Here is an 11,445-nt window from a genome sequence, read left to right as displayed (position 1 = left end):
TAAAATCAATTTTGACAAACTTACCTCCCATCCAATTTCAATATCCACATAACACAAAAACGAACGTCTGTTTGATTGTTATTGTATCACACATACGTTCGCATTAAAAGTTATTATATTTTCCGATAGGATATTTTTAAAATAATTACTACTTTAAGGTAGCATCGCTATAAGTTTGTCCTTAACCTCCACACTTTGTTCTTTTGTTCTGCAAATGATAAGAATTGTATCATCCCCACATATACAGCCCAGGATTTCATTCCATTCCAAATTATCTAATAATGAACCAATTGCATTCGCAGTCCCAGGGAGACATTTCATCACTAATAAATTGTCAGCAGCATCAATATGAAGAAAATTGTCCACTAACGATCTTTTCAATTTATGAATAGGATTAAATTTTTTCTCTACTGGAATGGCATATTTATATCTACCATCATTTAAAGGTACTTTTATTAGATGAAGTTCCTTAATATCTCTTGATACTGTTGCTTGTGTTACATTAAATCCCGCATCCTTCAATGAGGATACCAATTCTTCTTGTGTTTCGATGTCATGATTTGTAATTAATTCTCTGATCTTGATCAGCCTTTGTCCTTTCATAACTTCCTCCTAAACAATAAAATTAAGTCTATATTTCAGGTAGAATTACTCCTACAATTCGTTCATCTTCTTACCATTCAAAAGTTATTTTTTTAATGGTATTGTTTGATAAGTCTACGTAGATAATACCTTTAATCTTATCGTACATAAGTGAATAGTGAAAAAAATAATCCCGAACTGAGCTTCCTGCCTTCCAATTTACATGGTGACGATGTTTGGCAAGTAATACAATATAATCTTCCTGATCTTTTGAAACAATATAATCAATATAAACTCGGCTGGAAAGCTCGGATGGTGATTCATCAATTTTAATATGAACTGGAACTATTAATTTTCCAGCCATCACTTTATAACCATGTTTCTTTAAAATTGCAACTGCTTTTCCCTCAGGTGGTTTAGCCTCATGAAGCGGAATACTGGATTTATTAAACCATTTTTTAATTTGAAAAATAGTCCATACTATAGCAATAAAAACAATGAGTAATAATACCAATAGATCTTTATCAAACGGCATCACATCACCTCGAAAAATAATATTCGAGAAAAGACAGCAATATCCTGCAATTTTTTGCAGAATTTATTTTTATTTAATTATTTTATAATTCAAACATAACAATACATGTAAGCCTTTTCATTCATTTACATTTGTTAAAACTAATATACAAATAAAAATGTATACGGGCTTATTATACTAAACACATAAGCCCTAATTGCTAATTTTATTTATGATTTTGCAAGCTCTGAGCATCATATACTACTTCATCAATCTTCTTTGAAAACAGATCAGAAGGTATGTTACTTTCACTTGATGGATGAATAGACCAGTATGCCAAGAATTCTATGTTTCCTTCTCCACCCTTAATGGGGGAATAAGTAAGACCAGTTAAATAAAGGCCTAATTGATCTGCCATTTCTAAAACAGTGTGCAAAACTTCGCGATGTGTCTCTGGATCTTTAATGACTCCAGATTTCCCTACCTTATCTCGACCAGCCTCAAATTGGGGTTTCACAAGAGCAGTAATAGTTCCACCTTGATCTAGAATCTCTTTTAGAGCAGGTAATATTAATCGCAATGAAATAAAAGAAACATCTATCGAAGCAAAAGTAGGTACTGGACCTACTAAATCTTTTTTTTGTACATAACGAAAGTTTGTCCGCTCCATTACTTTTACCTTAGGAGAATTGCGCAGAGACCAATCAAGTTGGTTATATCCTACATCAATCGCATAAACATAAGCGGCCCCATTTTGCAATGCGCAATCTGTAAATCCACCTGTGGATGCTCCAATATCCAAAACAACACTATCTTTTAATTGAAGATTAAAAGCCTGGATTGCCTTTTCAAGTTTTAATCCTCCTCTACTAACATAAGGATGGACATTCCCTTTGACTCGAATTTGAGCATCCCTAGGTATCTTTGTGCCTGCTTTTTCAATCCGTTCGTCATTCGCAAACACAAGGCCAGCCATAATAGCTGCTTTCGCCTTCTCTCTGCTTTCAAAATGACCTAATTCAATTAACAATATATCAATGCGTTCCTTATCTGTATGCATACATTCTCCTAGACCTTTAATGTTAATGTTCAAAAAGCCGTCCATTTTAGTTTTTAAGGTTTAACACACCATTCTTCAAGTTATACATCCCTTTCACTTGTTTCACGATGTTGTCAACTGTCAATCCAATTTCCTCACGTTGATATTTGACACTGCCATGTTCTACAAAGTAATCTGGATAACCCAATTGTTTAACTTTCACATTAAAGATTTCTTCCCTTGAATAAAATTCTAGAATTGCACTTCCAAGGCCACCCTGCATGGAGCCCTCCTCCAAGATTATTAATGCTTTATCATTCTCAGCCAAATTTTTAAGCATATCATGATCTAAAGGTTTAACAAAACGGGCATTGATCACCTCTAAGTAGATATTTTCTTTTTCCAACTCCTTAGCCGCTTCTTCAGCTAATCGAACCATAGGACCTACAGCAAGTACTGCTACATGGTCACCTTCCTTAACTACTTCCCAAGAACCAATGGGTAAAGATTTCTTCTCGTCGTCCATTTTCACACCAATACCTGCACCTCTTGGATAACGGAAAGCAATAGGTCCATCATTATAATCCACTGCTGTTTTCACCATATGCTGTAGTTCATTTTCATCCTTTGGAACCATAATGACAATATTAGGAATATGACGCATATAAGCTAAATCATATACACCTTGATGTGTTTCTCCATCATCCCCTACAAGACCGGCACGATCTATTGCAAATACAACATTTAATTTTTGCCTGCATACGTCATGTACAAGTTGATCATAGGCTCTTTGTAAAAATGTCGAATATACTGCAAAAAATGGTTTCATACCAATATCCGCTAACCCTGCACACATTGTTGTTGCATGCTGTTCTGCAATCCCTACATCAATCATTCTACCCGGAAAATGATCTGCAAATTTATTTAAAGCAGTACCGCTTGGCATTGCAGCAGTAATACCAACAATTCGATCGTCTGATTTTGCCAAATCAATTAGTGCAGAGGAAAATACATTTGAATAACTAGGGGTAGACTTCCCTTTTTTCTCTTTTTCATTCAGATCTGGTTCCAATTTGTATGGTCCTACACCATGCCACTTATGGGAATCTATTTCTGCTGGTGAATATCCCTTGCCTTTCACAGTAACTACATGAATAAGTGTTGGACCATCCACTTTATCAGCTTGTTTGAATGCTTCCATTAAAAGTTCAATATTGTGTCCATCAATTGGACCTATATAATTAAAACCAAGCTCCTCAAACAAAATACCTGAAACCATCAAATATTTCATGCTGTCCTTTAGTCGTTCTATTGTTTTGGCCAACGTTCCGCCTACTTTAGGTATTTTTTTCAGTATTTGTTGAGCTTCTTCTTTTGCCTTTAAATAATGCTTGTCGGACCTAATCTTACTTAAGTGGTTATGAATAGCTCCCACATTTGGTGCAATGGACATTTCGTTATCATTTAGAACTACGATCATTTTTTTCTTTTCGTGACCTATATGATTTAAAGCCTCCAGAGCCATTCCTCCAGTCATAGCACCATCTCCGATTAATGCGATGACATGATTGGATTCATCTTTTAAATCTCTTGCTAATGCCATACCCATTGCAGCAGATAATGAAGTACTGCTATGCCCTGCTTCCCACACATCATGCTCGCTTTCTGAGCGTTTTATATAACCGCACAGCCCTTTATACTGTCTGAGTGTATCAAATTCGTCTTTTCTTCCAGTTAGTATTTTGTGCACATACGATTGATGTCCTACATCAAAAATAAATTTATCCTTCGGGCTTTCAAATAAATAATGCAATACAATAGTCAACTCAACCACACCTAAGTTTGGTGCAAGATGACCCCCTGTTACTGAAAGCTTTTGAATTAAAAATTCCCTGATTTGTTGCGCTAAATCCTCCAGCTCTTTTACAGAGAATTTTTTTATATCATTGGGATGATTAATTTTATCGAGTTCCACGTTTTTTTCCTCTCTTTCCGTGATTCGACTTATTCTTTTTCCCATTAAAAATAATGATGCCTAAACGATGCTCAAGGAAATAAAATATTTTTCCTACATAAAGAATAAGTTGCGTTGAAAAATGTATTGCAATCGACTTTCCCATAGCTTTTCCTCCTACAGTTAAAGCTGATACAACTCCCGCAAAAATTACAGTTACTATTGTATGTAATACTGGATCTTGGTCTGCATTGCCAACAAGGTTTATCACAACTAAAGCGCTAGCAACCCCACTGATCACTCCAGACATATCTCCAATCACATCGTTGCAAAAACTAGAAAAACGGTCTGCATTACGTACAATCCGAATACCTTGTTTTGCTCCTTTTATTTTCACCGATGCCATAGCATGAAATGGTGTTTCAGTTGCTGCAGCAGAAGCTAAACCAATCATGTCAAAAAATATACCAATAAGAATTATAATTAAAACAGTCAGCATTCCAAGTGCCCATGATACGCCTTCTAAGATCGCAGTTGCCGTTATAGAAAATATACAAGCAAATATAAATGTAACGATGGAGATAACAACACTCCATCTTATTGAACTTCTATAAGAAAATTTCTTCATGAAATATTAAAACTCCCTAAAGGAACAAAAACTCCTATTAGAGTCTCTCGAAGAATTAGTCTAATCCTGTACACTATCATTTAACCTATTCTAATGTTGATAGTATGTCGACAACTTGTAATTTTGTCTATCTCAAAGACTTGTCATACCCGAGTTTACTTTAGAGGCAGTTTTTGTTGGAATATTGAATATTGAATTTGCAAAACTAAAAGTTCCTATATTTAGCACAAAAGCTCCTATCGGAGGCTTTTACACAAACTACAATTTAATTGTTAATTAAAGAGTATGTTAAACGAAAATCACCTATTCGGTGACTTTGAAAATGAAATCATTTATATAAAAAGAGTGGTAACTTCAAGAGTAAACGCTGCGGCTTAGGTCCAGTTGGTTTTCCCATGCAAGGCGCCTTTCCGTTGCCGTAAAAGGCGGTTTCCCTTTATGCTTGCATTGATGTCGTCACCGATCATCAGACTAGATTACCACTTAGTCCACACTATAATCCTCAAGAAGTCTCTTAAAACTGAACAGTCTAGGAGTTTTCCTCAACAGCCATAAATCAATCCTTAGCCTCTTTTGCAAACTAGATTTCATATAGCATCCAGCATTTATTTTTTTGGCCTTAAAAAATAAATGCCTACCATCTATAATTCCACTAGATCACTCAAGGCAGGCTACGCTGCATACAAGTCACTCTATATTTTTATACTCATTATAAGGACTATAAGAACAAGTTAGACTCGCAAGTACAGGTTCATACCCCAAGCCGTAGCTATTCGCACGGTGTCGCCTAACCACGAACTTGGGCCTCCGCGGAAGCCGGGTCAACGCCCACATGCCATTGTGGATCGCCCAACAACCTTAACTTCCAGCATCAACCCCAGACTGGGCTTCTGAAGCCAACACCAGAAACTTCATTGATGTGCCCTTTGGCGAATTTTTAGGCCCGCCTTCAGGAATGCCTGGCTGACTAGAATACTGCACCACTCAGTTTACAATTTATATTATAGCATATGAAAAAAGCTAAGCTCAATGAAATCTCATTCCAAATTTACCAGAACAATGCTAGAAATAAATATATGGGATATTATCAATGTTCTCGCTGCATTAAAAAGTCTGCTATTTCTAATAAACGATTTGGATTAGGGAAGTTCGCTTCTATAATGACTTGTTTGGCTTCCTCTGTCAATTCTTTTACTTTGTCAGTGCAAGCTTCTAAACCTATAAGATATGGATATGTCACTTTTTTTCCATTTTCGTCACTTAAAACAGGTTTACCTAACTTTTGTTCATCTCCTACAACGTCTAAAATATCGTCTTGAATTTGAAAAGCTAGTCCAATTTTATAGCCAAAGCTTGCCAACGCTTCTAGCTGGTTTGCAGTAGCTCCTGCAATATGTCCTCCCGCACGAAGAGAACAAACGATTAGATCCCCTGTTTTATGTGTATGAATTTGCTTCAGCTGTTCAATACTCGTTATACCCTGTTGACCATCCATATCATCAACTTGACCGCCCACCATGCCTCTAGGTCCGGCGTATGTCGACAACTCTTCAATAATGTTTAGAATAGTCTCAGCAGGTATATCTTTAGCTCGTAATGATTTGGAAACAATATAAAATGAATGAGTCAATAACGCATCTCCAGCTAAAATCGCCATAGCCTCTCCATAGACCTTATGATTCGTTAATTTCCCACGACGATAATCATCATCATCCATAGCAGGCAGATCATCATGTACAAGCGAGTACGTATGAATCATTTCAAGTGCTCCAGCAGCCGGTAATACACTTGATATTGAACCATTTAGTGCTTCCGCTGCAGCGATCATTAAAATCGGTCGCATCCGTTTCCCCCCAGCAAACAAGGAGTAATTCATCGACTCTTCTAATCGTTCAGGAATATGCCAATTCTGTGGAAATATTTGCTTTAATTCCTTTTCAACCTCTAGCCCATAATAGTTAATAAATTCTGTTATTGTATCCATTTTCAATCCAGATCACCTTGGTTTTCTTCATTCAATGGATGAAACGGTTTTCTTTGTCCATCCTCATTAATCAATATCTCTATTTTCTTCTCTACTTGCTCTAATTTTTGACTACAGTAAGCAGAAAGCTTAACTCCTTCTTGGAATAAATCAATCGCTTTTTCTAGAGGGACATCTTCACTCTCTAATGCGTTTACAACCTTTTCAAGATTTTCCATTGCTTCTTCAAAATTCAGTTTATCATCCATTATTTCTCCTCCTTGATCATTTTAACCTTACAATCTAAGATTCCATCCATTAATTTAATATTTATTTGATCACCTATTTGCGTCTGATGAACAGACTTAATCATCTGTTCCTCCTCATTGAAAACTAAGCTGTATCCCCTATGCATTACTTTTAAAGGACTTAATGCATCTAGTTGTTTTACATTTGCAGATAATTTAAGTTTTTGATTTTTCATATAAGCTTTTATCGTGTGATCCAAGCGACGCTGCATATTGTTCACTCGATGATTAGAATAATCGAATTTATTTTTTAAATTAGAAGTAGATAGCCCTGCTTCAATTTTTGAAAGCTTCTCTCTAGAAGAACTAACACGATTTAACATCTTATAGTTCAGTTGTTCTTTCAATCGATCCAATCGCTCAGTTGGTTGAACTAATTGTTTATGAGGAGAACGTAAATAAGAAGAACGTTTTAACCGCTCTAACTTTTCTGCTTTTTTTTGAAGGTGATAATAAACTGCTTGGTTCAGCCTTTGTTTTAAATGGTCTAAATGATTTTGAATCTCTAAATGATGAGGTACAGCTAATTCAGCTGCAGCCGTAGGGGTTGCTGCTCTTACATCGGCAACAAAATCGGAAATCGTATAATCCGTTTCATGACCTACTGCTGAGATGACTGGAATCCTTGATTCTGAAATACTCCTTGCAACAATTTCTTCATTAAATGCCCATAATTCTTCTAGGGACCCCCCACCTCTTCCAACGATAATGACATCAATTTCTTCATATTTATTTAAAACTTGAATTCCTTTTTGAATAGAAGGCACTGCATTTTTACCTTGAACTGAAACAGGGTATAAAAGGATCGATACACTTGGGTTCCTTCGTTGAATCGTAGTTACAATATCCCTAACAGCAGCACCAGTAGGAGAGGTCACGACACCTACTGTTTTTGCATAAAGGGGAAGCTTTTTTTTCTTTTCAGGTGAAAACAATCCTTCCTTTTCCAGCTTCTGCTTTAATTGCTCAAAAGCAAGATACAAACTTCCAATCCCATCAGGCTGCATTTGATTTATGTATAATTGATACTGTCCATCGCGTTCATATAAAGATATATTCCCTCTTGCCAAAACCTTAGTTCCATTTCGAGGAATAAAAGGTAATTTTTGATTATGAGAGGCAAACATAACACACTTTACCCTACTGTCTTTATCTTTTAACGTAAAATACATGTGACCGCTTGAATGATGTATAAAGTTTGAAATCTCACCACGAACCCATATGTTTTGCAACAATGGTTCATATTCAAGGTTCTTTTTAATGATCCTTGTTAGTTCTTTAACTGAATATATCATTTGATTATCTTTCATGATTACACCATTTTCTTCGATTACTTTTCCTTACTATTTCTCATACCAAGGATTTAGCCGCAGCTTCCAATGTATTTTTAATCAACATCGTAATTGTCATCGGTCCAACCCCACCTGGAACAGGTGTAATGTATCCAGCTATGTCTTTTACTGCTTCAAAATCAACATCTCCACAAAGTTTGCCATTATCCATACGATTGATCCCTACATCAATCACTATTGCACCTTCTTTGATGCAGTCAGCGCCAATCATTTTAGGAATACCTGTCGCTACCACTAAGATATCCGCTTGTTTTGCTATAGAAGATATATCTGGCGTTTTTGAATGACAAATGCTAACTGTAGCATTTTCTCTAAGCAACAACATAGATACCGGCTTCCCAACAATATTACTTCTTCCTATAACAACAGCATGTTTGCCTGAAATTTCAATTCCTTCTCTTTTAATCATTTCAATGACACCAGCAGGTGTACAAGGCAGCAAGCTGTCATCACCAATCATAAGATTCCCTACGCTAACAGGATGAAAGCCATCTACATCTTTTTCAACAGATATAGCATCAATCACAGCTTTCTCAGAAATATGTTTTGGCAAAGGCAACTGCACAAGAATTCCATGTATATCCGTATGTACATTCAACTTTTTTATTAGTAACAGCAATTCCTTTTCTGTCGTAGTTTCCGGAAGTTTATGCACTTCAGAATAAATATCAAGTTGTTCACAAGCTTTAGCTTTGCGACCTACATAAACTTCAGAGGCCGGGTCATCACCTACTAATACAACTGCTAAACCGGGATGTACTCCTTTTTCTTTCAATAACTCAACTTCGCCTTTCAATTCTTCTCGAATCGTTTTGGATAAATCTGTTCCACTAATTAATTTTGCAGTCATGGTTTTCTCCCTCTTTTTTTAATATTTATAGTTTTAAAACCTTATTTAGAAAGAGCGTATTTTTGCTTTTACAGTGTCTAATTCTTTTATCATTTTACCTAAAACACCATTGATAAATTTACCTGACTCTTCAGTCCCAAAATGTTTAGATAATTCAATAGCTTCGTTCACAATAACTTTAGGTGGTGCGTCGTTAATATAAAACATTTCAAAACTGGCTAATCGAAGCACCTGTATATCAACTTTAGAAAGACGTTCTAATTTCCAACCCTTCAAATAATCATTAATGACAAGATCAATTTCTTTTTTCTTTTGAAAGGTGCCATCTACTAATTCTTGAATAAATTTCAACTCTTCAGATTTTATATTTTGTAAATTATTCATATCATTGTCGTCTTGTTCTGTAGTAATGGAATCAATCGCTGTTGATGAATCCACCTCGTTCAATTCCATTTGATACAAACATTGTATTATGATTTCCCGTGCCTGTCTTCGTTTCATATTGCTCCTCCATTCGAAAGCTGGGTCTACTGATGTTTTATGCTCTATACTATAGTATACGTTTTTTGTGCAAACAACAAACAAAAGCCCCATAATTACTTATAGGGGATTATTAAGAGGGACTATTTATCGATAACGATCCAATAGTCTTGATAATCTAAATTTGATACTTGCAATCATTTTCCATTCTTCTTTTGAATCCATCTTTCTACCAATATAAAAACCTATAAACACAATAAGTGCAAACATGAAAGTATGCCAAAAACCAACGATTAAATAAATAATTCCAAACAAAAACCCAATCATTGATCCAATCAATTTACCTGGGTGCCGATCCCACAAGTCATTCCACATCGGGAGGTCCCCCTTTACTCAACTCTACTTTTAAAAGTATTGGATTGAATGATACTAACAACTAAAACTGACACATTAGAAACAGGAATGCCAGTTACATCTTCTACGTGATCATGTACATTTTGTTGGATTTCCTCAGTAAGTTTTGGAATGGAGCTCTCCCCATCAACATGAGTTTTAACCTTCACTTCAATTCCAGATTGATTAGTGCTGATTTTAGCTTTTATATCCTTTGTTCCTTTAACTCTAGCAGCTGCCTTTAAAGATACCTGTTCTATCGTTTCCATAGATATTTTGATATCCCCATAATCATTTCTTTGATCAATACTAGGTGTTGAAGAACGATTGGAGCGTAAAGCGATGTATAATAAACGAACGCTTATAAGTACTAAAACAATAGCTGAAGTAATTAATATGTATTGCTCAGTTTCATTATCAAATGGAATTTGTATGATTTGATAGTTACCATATTGCTGGAATACTTGAACTAACACGAACAAGGATATTATAGTAACAAGAATACTATGTAAAAACAATAACAATCGATCCATAATTTTCATGATTAACCTACCCCTTTCTTAGTAACTTTCCTGTCCTATAAAGAGAATCTTGCTTTCAGTGGGAGCTTTTATATCTCCTGCAGAAAATTAGACTAGTACAAGAAGTACTGTTGCGCATTGTTAGTCACAGGACGTGACTGAAATTAGACTAGTGCCGGATGCACTGATCCTGCTATTACTACATGGGCGCTGTAGTTTTAACAGGATGTAAACCATATTAGGTTGCTATCTCCCTTTTGAAGAAGAGAGAGTCTAACAGCTTGTTGAACGTGGTAATATGAAACCCCCTACTAGTGAGAGGGGGCCATATTGTTCATTTATAATTGAGAATTATTTTACACGTTGAGTTTTAATTTCTTCGATTTCAGGTTTACTTTTGTCTTCAGGTGGTGTGATATGAACATCATGAATATGTACATTCACTTCTACTACTTGAAGTCCAGTCATCGATTCAATCGCATTTTTTACATTTTGCTGGATTTGTTGAGAAACATCCGGGATTCGATAACCATATTCCACAATAATAGATACATCTACTGCTGCTTCTTTTTCTCCAACCTCTACCTTAACACCCTTGGATAGATTCTTTCTACCAAGAAGTTCTGCAATTCCACCTGCAAAACCACCGCTCATTCCTGCAACACCTTCAATTTCAACTGTTGCCAAACCAGCAATGACTTCTACTACTTCAGGTGCTATTTGAATATGACCCATATCCGTCTTCTCATAATCAAGAGCAACTGTATTCATTAACATTACCTCCTTTTATAAATGTTTAGTTTATTTAAACAAAAACCAATTGATGCTAAAAATTTCCATTCTTTACTATACTCTTATAAC

General features: G+C 35.6%; 13 protein-coding genes. All 13 read right to left on the bottom strand.

Features of this window, described 5'->3' with window-relative positions; all coding sequences use genetic code 11:
* Nucleotides 1-153 precede the first annotated feature (153 nt).
* Nucleotides 154-603 carry a transcriptional regulator AhrC/ArgR gene (gene ahrC, locus Q5Y73_RS05825; protein ID WP_305990923.1) on the bottom strand — a complete coding sequence of 150 codons (450 nt, stop codon included), beginning with the start codon at nt 601-603 and terminating at the stop codon, nt 154-156.
* 70 nt (nt 604-673) lie between these two features.
* Entirely contained in the window at nt 674-1,117 is a 444-nt protein-coding gene (locus Q5Y73_RS05820; RefSeq protein ID WP_305990922.1) for a hypothetical protein, read from the bottom strand.
* Between the two features lie 205 nt (nt 1,118-1,322).
* Nucleotides 1,323-2,156, bottom strand: coding sequence for a TlyA family RNA methyltransferase (locus Q5Y73_RS05815; protein WP_305990921.1), 834 nt, complete (start codon nt 2,154-2,156; stop codon nt 1,323-1,325).
* Nucleotides 2,157-2,202: 46 nt separating this feature from the next.
* The gene (gene dxs / locus Q5Y73_RS05810) at nt 2,203-4,110 is read right to left on the bottom strand and encodes a 1-deoxy-D-xylulose-5-phosphate synthase (protein ID WP_305990920.1); all 1,908 of its coding nucleotides are present in this window, start codon (nt 4,108-4,110) and stop codon (nt 2,203-2,205) included.
* Nucleotides 4,097-4,717, bottom strand: coding sequence for a hypothetical protein (locus Q5Y73_RS05805; RefSeq protein ID WP_305990919.1), 621 nt, complete (start codon nt 4,715-4,717; stop codon nt 4,097-4,099). Before Q5Y73_RS05805 ends, dxs begins: the two co-directional genes overlap by 14 nt.
* Before the next feature lie 1,087 nt (nt 4,718-5,804).
* Nucleotides 5,805-6,701: a polyprenyl synthetase family protein gene (locus Q5Y73_RS05800; RefSeq protein ID WP_305991616.1), complete on the bottom strand. Its 897-nt coding sequence runs from the start codon at nt 6,699-6,701 to the stop codon at nt 5,805-5,807.
* A gap of 2 nt (nt 6,702-6,703) precedes the next feature.
* Entirely contained in the window at nt 6,704-6,949 is a 246-nt protein-coding gene (gene xseB / locus Q5Y73_RS05795) for an exodeoxyribonuclease VII small subunit (RefSeq protein ID WP_305990918.1), read from the bottom strand.
* Nucleotides 6,949-8,298, bottom strand: a complete 1,350-nt coding sequence (gene xseA, locus Q5Y73_RS05790; RefSeq protein WP_305990917.1) for an exodeoxyribonuclease VII large subunit — start codon at nt 8,296-8,298, stop codon at nt 6,949-6,951. Before xseA ends, xseB begins: the two co-directional genes overlap by 1 nt.
* Before the next feature lie 40 nt (nt 8,299-8,338).
* Nucleotides 8,339-9,190, bottom strand: coding sequence for a bifunctional methylenetetrahydrofolate dehydrogenase/methenyltetrahydrofolate cyclohydrolase FolD (gene folD / locus Q5Y73_RS05785; RefSeq protein WP_305990916.1), 852 nt, complete (start codon nt 9,188-9,190; stop codon nt 8,339-8,341).
* Between the two features lie 45 nt (nt 9,191-9,235).
* On the bottom strand, nt 9,236-9,691 hold the full coding sequence (nusB, locus tag Q5Y73_RS05780) for a transcription antitermination factor NusB (RefSeq protein WP_305990915.1): 456 nt from the start codon (nt 9,689-9,691) through the stop codon (nt 9,236-9,238).
* A 126-nt stretch (nt 9,692-9,817) separates the two neighbouring features.
* On the bottom strand, nt 9,818-10,045 hold the full coding sequence (locus Q5Y73_RS05775; protein ID WP_305990914.1) for a DUF2273 domain-containing protein: 228 nt from the start codon (nt 10,043-10,045) through the stop codon (nt 9,818-9,820).
* 14 nt (nt 10,046-10,059) lie between these two features.
* Nucleotides 10,060-10,605: an alkaline shock response membrane anchor protein AmaP gene (amaP, locus tag Q5Y73_RS05770; protein ID WP_371320164.1), complete on the bottom strand. Its 546-nt coding sequence runs from the start codon at nt 10,603-10,605 to the stop codon at nt 10,060-10,062.
* A gap of 330 nt (nt 10,606-10,935) precedes the next feature.
* Nucleotides 10,936-11,355 carry an Asp23/Gls24 family envelope stress response protein gene (locus Q5Y73_RS05765; protein WP_305990913.1) on the bottom strand — a complete coding sequence of 140 codons (420 nt, stop codon included), beginning with the start codon at nt 11,353-11,355 and terminating at the stop codon, nt 10,936-10,938.
* Between the last annotated feature and the right edge of the window lie 90 nt (nt 11,356-11,445).

The organism is Chengkuizengella axinellae (assembly GCF_030730905.1).
In the GTDB taxonomy this organism is placed as follows: Bacteria; Bacillota; Bacilli; order Paenibacillales; family KCTC-33759; genus Chengkuizengella; species Chengkuizengella axinellae.
This window is presented reverse-complemented; position numbering and strand designations above follow the sequence as displayed.

Bases quoted from the DNA above. Each gene is read 5' to 3' on its own strand.
- ahrC (WP_305990923.1), bottom strand. From the start codon at position 603: ATGAAAGGACAAAGGCTGATCAAGATCAGAGAATTAATTACAAATCAT.
- Q5Y73_RS05820 (WP_305990922.1), bottom strand. From the start codon at position 1,117: ATGCCGTTTGATAAAGATCTATTGGTATTATTACTCATTGTTTTTATT.
- Q5Y73_RS05815 (WP_305990921.1), bottom strand. From the start codon at position 2,156: ATGCATACAGATAAGGAACGCATTGATATATTGTTAATTGAATTAGGT.
- Q5Y73_RS05805 (WP_305990919.1), bottom strand. From the start codon at position 4,717: ATGAAGAAATTTTCTTATAGAAGTTCAATAAGATGGAGTGTTGTTATC.
- Q5Y73_RS05800 (WP_305991616.1), bottom strand. From the start codon at position 6,701: ATGGATACAATAACAGAATTTATTAACTATTATGGGCTAGAGGTTGAA.
- xseB (WP_305990918.1), bottom strand. From the start codon at position 6,949: ATGGATGATAAACTGAATTTTGAAGAAGCAATGGAAAATCTTGAAAAG.
- xseA (WP_305990917.1), bottom strand. From the start codon at position 8,298: ATGAAAGATAATCAAATGATATATTCAGTTAAAGAACTAACAAGGATC.
- folD (WP_305990916.1), bottom strand. From the start codon at position 9,190: ATGACTGCAAAATTAATTAGTGGAACAGATTTATCCAAAACGATTCGA.
- nusB (WP_305990915.1), bottom strand. From the start codon at position 9,691: ATGAAACGAAGACAGGCACGGGAAATCATAATACAATGTTTGTATCAA.
- Q5Y73_RS05775 (WP_305990914.1), bottom strand. From the start codon at position 10,045: ATGTGGAATGACTTGTGGGATCGGCACCCAGGTAAATTGATTGGATCA.
- amaP (WP_371320164.1), bottom strand. From the start codon at position 10,605: ATGAAAATTATGGATCGATTGTTATTGTTTTTACATAGTATTCTTGTT.
- Q5Y73_RS05765 (WP_305990913.1), bottom strand. From the start codon at position 11,355: ATGAATACAGTTGCTCTTGATTATGAGAAGACGGATATGGGTCATATT.